Origin of the sequence: Pseudomonas sp. AM4(2022) (assembly GCF_036346515.1) — a bacterium.
GTDB lineage: Bacteria > Pseudomonadota > Gammaproteobacteria > Pseudomonadales > Pseudomonadaceae > Aquipseudomonas > Aquipseudomonas paracarnis.
Map to the genome: position 1 here is coordinate 207,065 of NZ_JAOTNW010000010.1, position 14,022 is coordinate 221,086.

A 14,022-nucleotide genomic window follows, 5' to 3' on the forward strand; every position below is an offset into this window, starting at 1 on the left:
CAAAGTGCTCGTTCGAAATTGTTGTTGTTGTGCTTCGAAAGCCTTGGGTATTGCTTTATCGGTGGCGGCGTTCCTCCTCTTGCAGCAGGGCCTGCAAGGTGTCCAGGCGGGCGCCTTCGCAGGCGATCACCGTGCCTTGTTCGAAAACGCGGCGTGACAGACCGGTGAGCACCGCGCCCGGAGGCAGTTCGATCTGCAGGCGCACACCGCGCTCGTAGGCGCTTTGCACAGTGCCGCGCCAATCGACAACGCGGCACATGTTGAAGGCCAGGTCATCGCGCAGTTGCTCAGGGTTGTGGATAGGTCGCGCGCGCGTGCTGCTCAGGTAGGTGATGCGCGGCGCCTTGAGTGGCACGAACGCTTGGGCAAGCACCTTGGCCGGCGCTTCCAACAGCGCACAGTGGGACGGCACGCTCACTGCAAGACGCTTGGCGATGCCGCTGCCTTTGATGCGCTCGGCGACACGCTGCATCGCCTCATTGCTGCCGGCGATCACGGTCTGGTTGTCGGCGTTGATATTGGCCAGATACACCGGAGTTGCAGCGCTGTGGATATCTGCAAGCAAGGCTTCAACCGTGGATAAATCGGGGCCGATCAGGGCGGTCATGCCGTAGCCCTGTGGATAAGCCTGTTGCATCAGCTCGCCACGCAGGCTGACCAGTTTCAGCGCATCAGCGAAGTCCAGGGCGCCGGCGATGACGGCGGCCGGGTAAGCGCCGATGGACAGGCCCGCCACGTAGTCAGGCGTATGGCGCAACTGCTGGGCATGGGCAACGCCGACGATCAGCAGGCACAGTTGCACCGCACGCGTGCTCGCCAAGGCTTGCGCCGAATCGAGCCGGCGAACATCTTCACCCAAGGCATCACTGGCTTCTTCCAGAACCTCGGCCGATAGCGCCTGGAGCATGCCCACGCGCTGGGCGCCCTGCCCCGCAAACACCAAGAGGCTGCTCATGCCACAGCCTGCCAAGGGTCGGGTACAAGGTGCGCGCCACTGCTGGTTTTGAGCAGCACACGACGAGATCCGCCGGCCCATTCGCGCAAGGCGACGGCGCCAAACGGGGTTTGCAGTTGCAGGTCCACGGCGCACGGTGCGGTGTCGAATTTCGCCAGCAATGCACGCGCCGCGTTGCGATCAAGCGGTTCGGGGGTGCGCAGGATCAAATCCAGGTCACTCATGGCATGCAACGCTTCGACGCCGCTCGCCAATTCAAATCCGGCGCTGCCGCTGACGCCCCAGTGATACTGCGCCAACACTGGCCGCAGTTGATGGAGCGCCCGTAGCGCCGGTAAATCCCGTGGCGAGATCACCTGGCGCAATTCTTCGGGCGCCACGCGCCGTTGCACCGCAGCAACAGGCATCACCGCCCCATAACGCTGCTCACGTAGACGCCCACGTACGCCAACCGCCACGTGACCCGCTTCGGTAATGGCACGCCGCACCACTACTGGATGACCGGCTCTCAGCGCGTCCCGCGCCCAGGCCGGAGCGCCAGCGGGGAGATGGGCGGGGGTCATGCCCCAGAGCAAATCGTGGGCGTTCACCATTGTTCCCGCAGCAGTTGGCGTACGTGGCTTGAGGCGGCGCGATTAGTCGCACCAAGTCGTCCTTTTAAATCAGGCTGCGCGACATCTTTGATCGCATGCACCAGGCAATCGCTGACCCGTACCACATCGTCCGGCGTCGGCTGTTCAATCTGGCTCACCGACAAGGTCTCCCAGAGCAAACCCAGGCTGGCATAGCTGTCGATGTCATAGGCCATCGGCGGCACGCTGGCGGCCAGGGCTTCGAGTTCTTCGACGCTGCGCAGCGTCACCCGTGCGGCCGAAGCCTTGCCCATGGCGTGCACCATCACGCCGGGATCACGCAGGGCAATCAGGCGATTAGCCTGGTAACCGTGGGCCAGAAACGCACCGGACATGGCCTTGCCCACCAGCAGCGCAATCACCGGGTGGCCGGCCAGGCGTGCGCGAGCGTAGCTGTCTGCAGCAGCGGCCAGGGCCTGGTGGATGCCGAGGGCTTCTTCACGACGGCCATAGGCTTGGCTGGGCACATCGACGATGGCGATGATGGGGCGTTTGTCACCCGTCGCGATGGCTTCATCGACGGCCTTGGCCAGCCCCCAACCTTCCAGCAAACCGACTTCGCCATTGCGTGCACGCGGGAAGCGGTTATTCGGGTCGGTGACCACGGCGATAAAGCGCACCGCCTGCTCACCCAATACGCCGTCTGCGACTTTCAATGAGTCCGGCAAGCCCTCTATGAGTGTCGCGCCGACGCTCAATGCGTTGAACCACTGCAACCCTCTCATGAGCGTTCTCCCTGATACAGCGCGCGAACCGTTGCGGGTTCGATTTGCGCGGTTGCGTCGAGTTCGGCCAGCTTCGTCAGGTAGAAATCAGCGCGCCGGCTGCGGGGTTGTTCGGACGCCCCTTGTTGCAACAGCGCGCTGACGGTCTGCTGGATCTGCGCCACATCGTCCGCCACGTAACGGTCGGCCAAGCCACTGTTAAAACGTTGCTCGCCGCCGGTGAGGCTCCAGATGAAAGGCCGGTCGCGGGAGTCGTATTCCTCCAGGCCAGCCTCCTGCTCGATCACCTGCGGGCCATTCAAGCCCAGGCGTGCTTCGCGAGTGACCACCAGGTAACTGCACAAGCCAGCCGCGATGGACATGCCCCCAAAGCAACCGACACTGCCGGCCACCACGCCGATCACCGGCTGGTACTGGCGCAGGTCGACAATCGCCGCGTGGATATCGGCAATGGCGGCCAGGCCCAGGTTGGCTTCCTGCAAACGCACACCACCGGTTTCCAACAGCAGCACGGCGCAGGTGGGAATGCCGTTGCGGTTGTCTTCGGCGGCCAGTTCCAAGGCGCCCGCGATTTTCGCGCCGCCGACTTCACCCAGGCTGCCGCCCTGGAAGTTGCCTTCGATCGCGGCAATCACCACAGGCTTGGCGCCGATGCTGCCCTTGGCGATCACCACCCCGTCATCGGCCTGGGGCACCACGCCTTGGCGGCTGAGCCACGGCGACATGACCCGCTGGAACGGGTCGATCAACTCGCGGAAGGTGCCCGCATCCAACAGCGCCTTGGCGCGCTGCCGGGCACCGAGTTCCACAAAGCTGTGTTTAGCGAGTAAGTCAGTCATGGCCGATCTCCTCGAAACCTTGCTCCAATCGCAAGCGCACCACACCGGGCGTGGCACCGAAGTCGTGGATATCAATGTTCAGGGCCGGTGGCGTCTGCTCCTGGAAGATGCGTTCGAACAGGTGCTGCCAGCGTTGCTGCGCGCCATTGACCGAGGTTTGCACCTGGATGGTCAAGGTGCCGGGCGTGCCCGGTTCCAGCAGCACTTCCAGGTCGCCCGAGCCGACGCAACCCACCAGCGCACGGCCTTTGGGGGGCTGCCCGGCAGGGAATTCAAAGGATAAGGTTTCCATCACAACGCTCCGTCGAGGCGGTCGATAAACAGGCAGGCGGCCAACAGGTCGGCGGCGCCACCGGGGGAGGCATTCAAGGCCAGCAGTTGCAGGTCCAGCTCATGCAATTGGCGGCGTCCGGCCAGGGTTGCGCTGCCACCGGCGTCGAGCACGGCCTGGGCGCCCTGTTGCATGGTGGCCAGGCCTTCGGTACCGGCGCGGTAGAGCACGCAGGTGTCCGCCAGGTCCGTCATGATCGCCAGCAAAGCATCCAGGCGGGCGTTCTGTTCACCGGCGTTTTCGCGGCGGCTCTTGTGCAGTTGCGGCAGGCCGCGTTGAGTCACCGAAGGGAAGCCGAGCTGCGCTTCTTCACGGGCACCGCGTGCGCCGTACCGCTGGGCGACCTGGGCGCCATGGCTCATGGGCCGCGGGGCGAAGTGGTCGTTGAGCAGCGCCAGTTTGGCGGCAGTCAGGGTTATGGAGCGGGGTTCCAAGGCCGCCGCGGCGGTGAGCAACCCCAGCGCCCAGATCGCACCACGATGAGTGTTCACGCCCTGGGTGGTGGCGAGCATGGCCTGCTCGCCTTCCCGGCCAATACGCCCGAGCGCTTCGCGCAGAGGCAGGCCGACTTCGCCGATGTCGAGCGCGGCCTCGGCCATTTCCTTGAACATCGGCCACAGCGACAGCGCCGAGGCGTGCATCAGCCCCAGATGCAAATCGCTGTGGGCGCCGTTGCCGCGCCGGTCTACCAAGGCGGGTTTGGGCGACAAATCCGCTTCGTCGATCAGCGCATCGACCGCCATATCCGCCAGGCGATCGGCCAGGCTCAGTTCATGCTGTTTGAGCGCGCGCATTTACCAGCTCCTGAATTTGGCGGGCGGGTTGTACAGGCCACCGGACCACTCCACCAGGTCGGCCACGCTCTTGGCGGCCAACAACTCGCGGGTGGCGTCGGTTCGGCGAATACCCAAGTCTTCGGGCAAGGCAATCAAGCCTTCGCGGCGCATGCGCGCAGTGTCCTTGGGGTTGTGGCGCATACCGATGGCGGTGACCCCGGCGACGGCGGCGATCATTGCCTGGCGTTCTTCCAGGGAGCGCGCCTTGTACAGGTAGGCGATGCCTTCTTCGGTGAGCAAGTGGGTGACGTCGTCGCCGTAGATCATGATTGGCGCCAGGGGCATGCCGCTTTTGCGGGCCACTTCCACCGCGTCCAGGGTGTCGACGAAGGTGGGTTTGCCGCCCTCTTGGAACGTCTCGACCATTTGCACAACGAGTTTTTTGCCACGCTCAAGCAAGGCCTCGGGCGCATCGTCGTGGCGCATATCCAACCAGGCCGGCGTGCCATGGCGGCGGCCGCGTGGGTCGTGGCCCATGTTCGGCGCGCCACCGAAACCGGCGAGGCGGCCACGGGTCACGGTGCTGGAATGCCCGTCGCCGTCCACTTGCAGGGTGGCGCCGATAAACAGGTCCACGGCGTATTGGCCGGCGAGCTGGCAGAACATGCGGTTGGAGCGCATCGAGCCATCGCGGCCGGTGAAGAACACATCCGGGCGTGCGGCAATGTAGTTTTCCATGCCCAGTTCGGTGCCGAAGCAATGCACACTTTCTACCCAACCGCTTTCGATCGCCGGGATCAATGTGGGGTGTGGGTTGAGGGTCCAGTTGCGACAGATCTTGCCTTTGAGGCCCAGGGATTCGCCGTAGGTGGGCAGGATCAATTCAATGGCAGCGGTGTTGAAGCCTATGCCATGGTTGAGCGACTGCACATTGTGTTTTTCGTAGATGCCACGGATCGCCATCATCGCCATCAACACATGCACTGGCTTGATATGGCGTGGGTCGCGGGTGAACAGCGGTTCGATGTAGAACGGCTGGTCGGCCACCACCACGAAATCCACCCAGCTTGCGGGTATGTCGACGCGGGGCAAATCGGTGACGTCATCCACCAACTGGTTGACCTGCACGATGACGATGCCATCGCTGAAGGCGGCAGGCTCGATCAGTGCTGGCGTGTCTTCGGTGCTGGCGCCGGTGTAGATGTTGCCGGCGCGGTCGGCCATGAAACCCGCCGAGAGCACCACGTTGGGGATCAGGTCCACCACCAGCCGTGCGTAGAGTTCGATGTAGGTGTGGATCGCGCCGATTTCCAACAGGCCGTCTTCCAGCAACTGGCTGATGCGCAGGGATTGGGTGCCGGCGAAGGAGAAGTCGAGCTTGCGGGCGATGCCCTTTTCAAACAGGTCCAGGTGCTCGGAACGCCCGACGCTGGGCATGATCATGTGCAAATCGTGGAGCTTGGTCGGGTCAGCCTTGGCCAGGGAGCGCGAGAGGAAATCGGCCTGCTTCTGGTTGTTGCCCTCCAGCACTACGCGGTCGCCGGGGAGGATCAAGGCTTCAAGGGCCTCGACGATCTTGTCACTGGGCAACACCGCCCCGTCTGCGTATTTCTTGACCAGCCCGAGCCGCCGCTGCTTCTCGTCGCGCCGCCGCGTCCAGCGCGAGTCGGGGGTGATGGTTGTTGTCATGGTCGCTCCACGGGGTTTGCTGTCGTGGGGCTTACCTTAGGAGTGAAGCGCAAGGGCATCAATCAAGCTGGAGGACGAACCGTTACGCCTGGAGTAACGAAGATCAAACTGTGGGAGCTGGCTTGCCTGCGATAGCTGTAGGTCAGCTACTGAGATGTTGACTGACAGGCCGCCATCGCAGGCAAGCCAGCTCCCACATTGGTCGGTGGTGTTGGTTAGATAGCGGCTCCAAAGAGGGAACGATAGGTCCCTTTTTGGGACCGTTTCAAGTTGCTGGCGATGGGCTGACTTGCTCCAGCGCCCTATCGATCAGCAACCGCCCCAACTCTGCCATTTGCTGGATCCCCAGCATGATGGCGCGCTGGGAAGTGTCCAGGTCGAAAGCCAGGTGGCAGGTGAGTGCGTTGAGGGAGGACAGGGTTTCGCTGGCGTTGACCAGCAGGGTTTCGGTGTCTTGGTGGGGGTTTACGGTGAAACGGTTGGAAGATGACTTCGACATGATGTTCGGTTCCTAAAATGGATCAGTAAGGAACGCCTTTGGATCTAGGCGTCTTGTGCGCCTAAACAGATTTCTCGGACTTGCACGTCCGTGTCACCGTTTTTTGCGATGACGGGACGAAGACTAGGCGCGATGATCAATCACAACAAGTTCATGCACAGCCCGACATCTTGCAGGAAAAATCTGAGCGCCGGTCCATCACAACACCATCATCACCCTGACCTTCCCCAGGCCCTCCAACGCATAACTGTGGTACTCATACACTTCTCCCTGAATAACCAGATGCAGGGCGCCACCCACATTATTGACTTGAACATCTGGCTCTTTTGTTTTGAGAAAAGGAGGTGCAGACACTAATGCGCTGAGTATTTCCTGATCACTTCCCAAATCCTTATGCACGTAGTACCTGTAGGAAAACCCCACCGTCGCGCCACCTTGGCCATCTCGCGCACCATAGATCGACATACCGTTGCCCAGGGAATGCTTCAACACCACTTCATCCAGGTCCGGTGTTCCGGGCGACAGAACCCAACTGCCGCCGATATAGATCAGGCAGATCACAAGCAGGCAATTACGCAGAACAGGTATGAGGCGCTTAGTGGCCTTGCGAAATGGCATATTCGATACCTCTTCTTATCCAATATTGGTCCCGTGGATCGTCACCAAAAGGCTCACCGCCCCACCATGATCCAAAATCCGGACGAGTCGTTCTGGCGACGGTTTGAGCCACACCGGCGGCTCGCAGCAACACATTTTCGGGAATGCCCAGCACCGTGCCCGTGGCACCGTAATTGAAGTTACCAAAAGCTTCGTACTGACGCCCCTGCTTCTTGTAGTTCCAAGGGCCGGCCGCACGGACCTGGGAGTAAAACCAGGAATAGGCGAATGCCGAGCCGGGCTTGAGATGAATGCGTTTGCAGTTGGATATCGCCATGTTTTCAAGAATTGAAACACCGGGCGGCATTAACGGTACGGCCATTTGCGAGTCCTTGCTGGCAGTGAGGAGTGCAGAAACTAGCCACTGCACTACGGCCTGAAAACCCGCCTATTCCAAATTCAGAACTCGCCTACAGCAACTCCACCCTATTCCGACATAACTGATCGTTCCCACGCTCCGCGTGGGCATGCATCCTGTGGCGCTCTGCGTCGCCCTTGTTCTGACTGGCGGGACGCGGAGCGTCCCCGGCGGCATTCCCACGCGGAGCGTGGGAACGATCAGTCAGGCCAGGCCGGACTCTACCAGCAGCGCTTCAAGCCCCATCAAGTCCGGCACCTTCGCCACCTGCTCGCCCACTTGCACCGCCGCCAGTTCCAGCGGGCACAGCGGCACGTCCACGTAGCTCAATTCGCTATCGAGCTTGTACGAGCGGGGAATGCCCTGGATCACCAGTGCAATGAATTTCAATGTCGGCCGCCCGCCCAGTGCATTCAACACCACGATGCGTGAGCGTTCGCCCGTCATGCTGGCTTCGCCGCAGGCCGCCTCAAAGCTGATCAACGGAATTTGCCGATCGCGCCAGGTCACTTGCCGCAGATACCACGGCGGTGCGTCGCTGGCCGGTTCGCCGCGCTGGAAGTCGATCAGTTCGGCCACGGCAACGTTGGGCAGCACCAGATGGCGGTCGGCCAAGGGCAGTAGCAGGCCGGTGAGTTGGCTGGTGCGGTGCTCAAGCATGGGACTTGCTCCAGTAGGCGATGCTTTCCAGCAGCACCGACTCTTGGTACGGCTTGCCGAGGTAGTCGTTGACGCCAATGGCCATGGCGCGGTCGCGGTGTTTCTGGCCGGTGCGTGAGGTGATCATGATGATCGGCAAGCGCATCAGGCGTGGGTCGTTGCGTATCTGTATGGCCACTTCGAAGCCGTCCATGCGCGGCATTTCGATGTCGAGCAGCATCAGGTCCGGGGTGTGTTCTTCCAGGATGGCGAGTGCGTCGATACCGTCCTTGGCGGTGAGCACGTTCATGCCGTTGCGCTCCAGCAGGCGGCTGGTGACTTTGCGCACGGTGACCGAATCGTCCACCACCAGCACCAGCAGCGGGCGTTTTTTCAGTGGGTCGTTGAGGATCAGCGGCGCATCCACCGCCTGGGCCGGCAAGGCCGGTTGTCGGGCGCGGATGTGCGCCAGCAGGTCGATGATCAGCACCACATGGCCGTCGCCCAGGATGGTCGCGCCGGTCACGCCCTGCACCCCGGAGAATTGCGGCCCCAGGCCCTTGACCACGATCTCGCGGGTACCGGCCATGGCATCCACGTGCACCGCCACGCGGCGTTCATTGCAGTGCACCAGCAGCACCGGCACCGGCTGGTACTGGCCCAGCAGTTTCGGGCGGCTGGCGGTGTGCAGCAGGTCGCCGAGGTAGAACAACTCGTAGCGCTGGCCGCCATATTCATAGTGCGCTGGGTCTTGCTGGTAGTGCCCCGCCAACTCGTGGGGCAGCACGCGCACCAAGCCTTCGATGGTGTTGAGGGGAATCGCGTATTGGTCGTCGGCGCAGTGCACCATCAACGCACGATTGACCGACACGGTAAACGGCAGGCGAATGCGAAAATGCACGCCCATGCCCGGCGTCGAGTCGATCACCATGGAGCCGCCGAGCTGGCGCACTTCTTCATGCACCACGTCCATGCCCACGCCGCGCCCGGAAATCTGGGTGATTTTTTCTGCGGTGGAAAAGCCCGGTTGCAGGATGAACTGCAACACGTCACGGTCGCTGATCTCTTGATGGGGCGCGAGCAGGCCGCGCTTGATCGCCTTGCGTCGCACCGCTTCGAGGGGCACACCCGCGCCGTCGTCGCGCATGTCGAAGACGATGTCGCCGCCTTCGTGGGTCAGGTCCAGGGTGATGCGGCCCTTCTGCGGTTTACCCGCAGCCAGCCGCACTTCGCGCGATTCCAGGCCGTGGTCGACGGCGTTGCGCAGCATATGCTCCAAGGGGGCCGCCATGCGTTCCAGCACATTGCGGTCCATCTCGCCTTCGGCATTGCCGACGATAAACTCCACGTCCTTGCCCAACTCGCCCGCCACTTGCCGCACGATGCGCTTGAGGCGTGGCAACATGCGCTCGAAAGGCACCATGCGCGTGCGCATCAGGCCTTCCTGCAATTCGGTGTTGATGCGCGCCTGTTGCTGCAGCAGGTTGTGGGCATCCTGGTTGCGGCGCTCAAGAGTGTCCTTGAGGTCGAGCAGGTCGGAGGCAGATTCGGACAGCGCACGGGCCAGCTGTTGCAGCTGCGAGTGGCGGTCCATTTCCAGCGGGTCGAATTCTTCGTAGCCCAGGCGTTCGGCCTCGGCTTGCTGGCGGCTCAAGAGGCGGCCCTGGGTTTCGCTGTCGAGCCGGCGCAGTTGGTCGCGCATGCGCTCGATGGTGGTTTCCATCTCACTCAAGGCAATGCGCGCATCCTTGACTTGCTGCTCGATACGCCCACGGAAGATCGAGGTTTCGCCGGCCAGGTTGACCAGGTCATCAAGCAAGTCGGCGGAGATTTTCACCATGTCGGCAGCCGGGTCGGCGACCGCTTCGGCCTTGCCAGCCGGCAGCGCCACCGGTGTGACCGGCTCATCACTGGGGTGCACCAGGCTCTTGATGCGCTCGATGAGTTTATCCACCGAACCCACCGGCAACCCCTCGGCCACGGCGTCGATCATCTGCGCCAGGCGGTCATGGCAGCCTTGCAGCAGTGCGAACAGTTCAGGGGTCGGCGCGAGCAAACCGGCGGACAGCCCTTCGTAGAGAAATTCCAGCTCATGGGCCAGATCGCCGATCGGCCCTATCTCGACCATGCGTGCACCACCCTTGAGGGTGTGCAGGTCCCGCAGCAGGGTTTCCACTTCCTGGCGACTGCCCGGTTCGGCCTGCCAGCGCAGGAGCGCGCTGCCGGAGCTGTCGAGGATATCGGCGGCTTCTTCGAGGAAGATATCCAGCAACTCCGGGTCGGCACCCGACGCTGGCGCCACCGCAGCCGGAGCTGCCGGGCTGCTGGCCTGGCGCAATTCCCGCAACCTTTCGACCAGTTCGGCACCGTCACTCAAGGGTTGCTGCTGTTGCAGTTCGTCCAACTGTTGGGCCAAGCGTTCGTGGCTGGCCATCAGTGCCTGGGACAGCTCGACAGAGTAGCTATAGCGGCGGTCCACCAGCCCCTCATAAACGCATTCCAGCTCCTGGGCCAAGTCGCCCACCGGGTCGATTTCGGCCATGCGCGCGCCGCCCTTGAGGGTGTGCAGATCCCGCTGCAACGAGGACAAGGGCGCAGCGCTGTCGGGTTCCAGTAACCAGCGCTTGAGCGACTGGCCGGCGCTGTCGAGGATGTCTACGGCCTCCTCAAGGAAGATCTCGACAATCTCGTCGTCCATCGCGGCGGCGTGATCCAACTGCGCAGTGGCCGCGCCCAACTCGGAGATACTCAGGGTGCGGCTGCCGTCGCTTTTGATCAGGCCCGTGGAGGACGGGTCCAAGGCTTCGTCCAGCAACGCGCGCAACGCCTGCAGACGTGCAGGCGCGGGGCTGATTTCCTGGCCGGCGGCCAACTGGTCGAGCATGTTGATCAGCGCGTCGTGGGCCTGTTCAGCCTCGTGGAAGAACCGGGCGCTGACCGCCAGGCTGCTTTCTTCTACCGCGCCATACAGGTCGAGCAAGGCCTCGCACAACGCGTCGATAGGGTGCAGGTCGGCAAGGTGCGCGCCCTCGCCCAACGTAGTCAGCTCGTCCAGCAATGCCGTGAGCTCCTGACGGTCGCCGGGGTGCTGCTGCCAGCGGCGCAGCAGGCTTTCGGCGTCGAGCAGGATGTCCATGCCCTGGGCCAGGAAGTTGGTGATCAAGTGCGGGTCACGCTTGACGCGCAGGCCGGCCGTGGGCGCGTCGAGCAAGGCGGCAAGTTGATGCTCCAGCAGGTGTTGGGTGCGGCTGATCACGCTGGCAGCGCCGTGGATCGGCGCCAGGGGATTGTTGTCCAGGTCACGCACCCCGCGCTGGAACAGCCCTTGTGCTTCAAGCAACAACGCCACTTCGTCCTTGCCCAGCGGCACACGGTGGGCCTTGTACTCACGGGTGAGGTGATCCAGCGGGCGCGCCAGTTCAGCGATGGGCAACACGCCGGCCATGTAGGCGCTGCCCTTGAGGGTGTGCAAGGCGCGTTGCAGTTCATCGCTGACCTGCAGCGGCACCTGCTCGGCGGCCTGTTGCAAGAAGTGGTCGAGGCTGTCCAGATGTCCCTGGGCCTCGTTGCGGAAGATCTCCAGCAGCATGGGGTCATGGGGCTCGTTGGCCGACGTTGCAGCGCCACTGGCCAGGGCATGGGCACGGGCGGCCAAGGCGTCGACTTCATCGCGCTGGCGTTGGTCGTCGCTGGCAAAATCGGCGATCAGCTCCGGCAGCAGGGCCACGGCCTCATCCAACACCTGCTGCACCTCAGGGCCAAGGACTACGCTGCGTTCCAGCACGCGATTGAGCAGGTTCTCCACGGCCCAGGCCAGCTCGGCCAGCACTAGGGCCCGCACCATCCGGCCACTGCCCTTGAGGGTATGGAAGGCGCGGCGCATTTCGCCCTGGGCGGTTTTGTCCGCGCTGTCGGGCAGGTAGCGATGCAACACGTCGAGGACTTCATCGGTTTCTTCAAGGAAGACTTCGCGCAGCTCATCGTCAATCGGTTCTTCACCGGCCGGCGGCGGCAACAGGCTGCCTGGACGCTGCAAGGCCGGAGGGTTGAGACGTGATGCAGGGCTGGCCAAGGCATCGAACTGGGATAGGTTTGGCGAGGCCTCGGAGGACAGTGCCCCCTCGGGCGCGACCAGGGCCTGGCGCCAGGGTTTTTCCACCGGCAGGTAGCCCAATGCATTCAAGCCCTGGGTGGCCAACTCCAGCACTTTTTCCCCCGCCGCGTCAGGGTCTTGGAGCATGCGTTCGAGGTAATACTCCAGGCTGCTGACCACCTCGGCGAAATGCGCCAGTTGAGCCGCCGAAGGAGCGGCCTGGTTGATCATCAATTGCTCGTCGACGTAATCGGTGCAACCGCGCATCAAGCTCGCCGCACGCGGCAAGGGAATCATCGCCAGGGCACCGCGCACCTGGCTCAGCAGCTCGGGCAAGGACTCCAGGCGCTGACGATCCCAATCAGCCTCAATGCAGTCGATCACCAGCTCCTTGGCTTGGCGCAAGCACTGGCACGACTCACGAATCACCAACTGATGGATCTGGGTCAGGTCGGTGGTGGGCAAGCGGCTGTCTTCACGGCTTTGCGGTTCGACAGTGCCGATCATCCCGGCCAACGTCGCTTCGACATAGAGCAACGCGCCGGCCACATCCATCAACACCGCGTCATTGGGTTCGCGCTGCCCCTGGACCAGGCTCAACACCACCGCGAGTTGGTCGATGATCACTTTGCGCGGCTGGCCGAAACCCAGTACCGCAAGGGTATCGGCGATCTGCCGCAACGGCGCCAGCAATGGGTCGAGGTCTTGAGTGTGCTGGCGATCACTGCGCACGAACAGATCCAGGCGTTCCTTGACCCGCACCAGCTCCTCACACAACGCGCCGAGCACCGAGCCCATGGCATTGCGATCCGGCCCGGCCAGCCGTGCACGTTCAGCATCGACCACGGCGCTGTCGGGCAAGGCTTCGTCCAAACCGTAGCGTTCCTTCAGGCTCTGCATGCGCGGCGTCGGCCGGGTGACTTTGGCGACGTAGAACAACAGGCTCTTGAGCAACTCGTCCGGCGCCGGCTGGTTGATGCCATTGATGCCTTGAACCAGCAAGCGCTTGAGTTGTTTATCGCTGGCCTTGAGCAGGCTGCGCAACGCCGGGCTGTTGGCGACCACGCCAGTGAGCATGCCTTCGACCAGCGCCGAGGTGACCTGCCACAACGGCAGCAGCGGCGCACCCTGGCACAGCGCTTCAAGGCGTGCGAACACCCGTGCCATGTCTTCCAGGTTGCTGGGGCCGTGGTCTTCACGCAGCAACCCGGCGAGGGCTTGTTGCAGCAGATGGCGCCATTGGCGCAACTGTTCATGCAGATCCGGCGTTGCCCGTTGGGCCAGGGCTTGCTCAGGCAACGGCTCGATCGATAGCAGTTGCGGGCTGAACAGGCTGGTTTCCGATAGCAGGCTCTCACCCCGGGCGCTGCGCAGGTCGTTGAGCAGCGGTAGCACCACCAGCGGCAAGTCGCGGCGGGCGCTGTGCACGCGCTCGAGGTACAGCGGCAGTTGGCCAAGGGCTTGTTGCAGCAGGCGGATACTTTCATCGCGTTGGCCGACGTGCCCAGCCTGTAGTGCCAGGGCCAGTTCCTCGATCTCTTCGGCCAGCAGCGCCGCGCCGTAGAACTCGACCATTTGCAACGCGCCATGCACCTGGTGGATACCGGCCAGGCATTCGTTTAGAGCGTCGTCGTCATGGGTTTCAACGTACGCGTCCAGGGCCGAACGGGCCTGTTTCAGGGTTTCGGCAATATCGCCCTTGACCCATTCGAGGGCCACATAGTCGTGCCGATCAACCATAACTGCTCCGCTTAGAACTCATGAGTTGCTGGTATCTCACAAACAATGGAGCTCCCACCATTGGACTGTGGCGTTCTTCAGGGCGTATT

At 62.9% G+C, this 14,022-nt stretch carries 12 protein-coding genes; all 12 read right to left on the reverse strand.

The features are described 5' to 3' along the window. Window positions 1-55: 55 nt before the first annotated feature. Window positions 56-955, reverse strand: a complete 900-nt coding sequence (gene mdcH, locus ODQ19_RS16150; protein WP_330210615.1) for a malonate decarboxylase subunit epsilon — start codon at window positions 953-955, stop codon at window positions 56-58. Beyond that, a complete protein-coding gene (locus ODQ19_RS16155) occupies window positions 952-1,548 on the reverse strand; it encodes a malonate decarboxylase holo-ACP synthase (RefSeq protein ID WP_116667677.1) in 597 nt (198 codons plus the stop codon). Before ODQ19_RS16155 ends, mdcH begins: the two co-directional genes overlap by 4 nt. Further along, window positions 1,542-2,312 carry a biotin-independent malonate decarboxylase subunit gamma gene (gene mdcE, locus ODQ19_RS16160; protein WP_330210616.1) on the reverse strand — a complete coding sequence of 257 codons (771 nt, stop codon included), beginning with the start codon at window positions 2,310-2,312 and terminating at the stop codon, window positions 1,542-1,544. The genes ODQ19_RS16155 and mdcE overlap by 7 nt, the downstream gene beginning before the upstream one ends. Next, on the reverse strand, window positions 2,309-3,151 hold the full coding sequence (locus tag ODQ19_RS16165; RefSeq protein ID WP_330210617.1) for a biotin-independent malonate decarboxylase subunit beta: 843 nt from the start codon (window positions 3,149-3,151) through the stop codon (window positions 2,309-2,311). Before ODQ19_RS16165 ends, mdcE begins: the two co-directional genes overlap by 4 nt. Next, the gene (locus ODQ19_RS16170; RefSeq protein WP_014720312.1) at window positions 3,144-3,443 is read right to left on the reverse strand and encodes a malonate decarboxylase subunit delta; all 300 of its coding nucleotides are present in this window, start codon (window positions 3,441-3,443) and stop codon (window positions 3,144-3,146) included. The genes ODQ19_RS16165 and ODQ19_RS16170 overlap by 8 nt, the downstream gene beginning before the upstream one ends. After that, entirely contained in the window at window positions 3,443-4,276 is an 834-nt protein-coding gene (locus ODQ19_RS16175) for a triphosphoribosyl-dephospho-CoA synthase (RefSeq protein WP_330210618.1), read from the reverse strand. Before ODQ19_RS16175 ends, ODQ19_RS16170 begins: the two co-directional genes overlap by 1 nt. Next, entirely contained in the window at window positions 4,277-5,947 is a 1,671-nt protein-coding gene (gene mdcA / locus ODQ19_RS16180) for a malonate decarboxylase subunit alpha (RefSeq protein ID WP_330210619.1), read from the reverse strand. A gap of 265 nt (window positions 5,948-6,212) precedes the next feature. Then, a complete protein-coding gene (locus ODQ19_RS16185) occupies window positions 6,213-6,446 on the reverse strand; it encodes a DUF6124 family protein (RefSeq protein ID WP_330210620.1) in 234 nt (77 codons plus the stop codon). A gap of 198 nt (window positions 6,447-6,644) precedes the next feature. After that, window positions 6,645-7,064, reverse strand: coding sequence for a hypothetical protein (locus ODQ19_RS16190; RefSeq protein WP_330210621.1), 420 nt, complete (start codon window positions 7,062-7,064; stop codon window positions 6,645-6,647). Next, entirely contained in the window at window positions 7,042-7,425 is a 384-nt protein-coding gene (locus ODQ19_RS16195) for a polymorphic toxin type 44 domain-containing protein (protein ID WP_044269533.1), read from the reverse strand. Before ODQ19_RS16195 ends, ODQ19_RS16190 begins: the two co-directional genes overlap by 23 nt. 240 nt (window positions 7,426-7,665) lie before the next feature. Next, a complete protein-coding gene (locus ODQ19_RS16200) occupies window positions 7,666-8,121 on the reverse strand; it encodes a chemotaxis protein CheW (protein WP_003195048.1) in 456 nt (151 codons plus the stop codon). Next, window positions 8,114-13,933 (reverse strand): Hpt domain-containing protein, encoded by a 5,820-nt coding sequence (locus tag ODQ19_RS16205; RefSeq protein WP_330210622.1) that lies wholly within the window; start codon window positions 13,931-13,933, stop codon window positions 8,114-8,116. Before ODQ19_RS16205 ends, ODQ19_RS16200 begins: the two co-directional genes overlap by 8 nt. Between the last annotated feature and the right edge of the window lie 89 nt (window positions 13,934-14,022).

Coding starts and splice junctions, on each gene's coding strand:
- mdcH (WP_330210615.1), bottom strand. CDS start 955: ATGAGCAGCCTCTTGGTGTTTGCGGGGCAGGGCGCCCAGCGCGTGGGC.
- ODQ19_RS16155 (WP_116667677.1), bottom strand. CDS start 1,548: ATGGTGAACGCCCACGATTTGCTCTGGGGCATGACCCCCGCCCATCTC.
- mdcE (WP_330210616.1), bottom strand. CDS start 2,312: ATGAGAGGGTTGCAGTGGTTCAACGCATTGAGCGTCGGCGCGACACTC.
- ODQ19_RS16165 (WP_330210617.1), bottom strand. CDS start 3,151: ATGACTGACTTACTCGCTAAACACAGCTTTGTGGAACTCGGTGCCCGG.
- ODQ19_RS16170 (WP_014720312.1), bottom strand. CDS start 3,443: ATGGAAACCTTATCCTTTGAATTCCCTGCCGGGCAGCCCCCCAAAGGC.
- ODQ19_RS16175 (WP_330210618.1), bottom strand. CDS start 4,276: ATGCGCGCGCTCAAACAGCATGAACTGAGCCTGGCCGATCGCCTGGCG.
- mdcA (WP_330210619.1), bottom strand. CDS start 5,947: ATGACAACAACCATCACCCCCGACTCGCGCTGGACGCGGCGGCGCGAC.
- ODQ19_RS16185 (WP_330210620.1), bottom strand. CDS start 6,446: ATGTCGAAGTCATCTTCCAACCGTTTCACCGTAAACCCCCACCAAGAC.
- ODQ19_RS16190 (WP_330210621.1), bottom strand. CDS start 7,064: ATGCCATTTCGCAAGGCCACTAAGCGCCTCATACCTGTTCTGCGTAAT.
- ODQ19_RS16195 (WP_044269533.1), bottom strand. CDS start 7,425: ATGGCCGTACCGTTAATGCCGCCCGGTGTTTCAATTCTTGAAAACATG.
- ODQ19_RS16200 (WP_003195048.1), bottom strand. CDS start 8,121: ATGCTTGAGCACCGCACCAGCCAACTCACCGGCCTGCTACTGCCCTTG.
- ODQ19_RS16205 (WP_330210622.1), bottom strand. CDS start 13,933: ATGGTTGATCGGCACGACTATGTGGCCCTCGAATGGGTCAAGGGCGAT.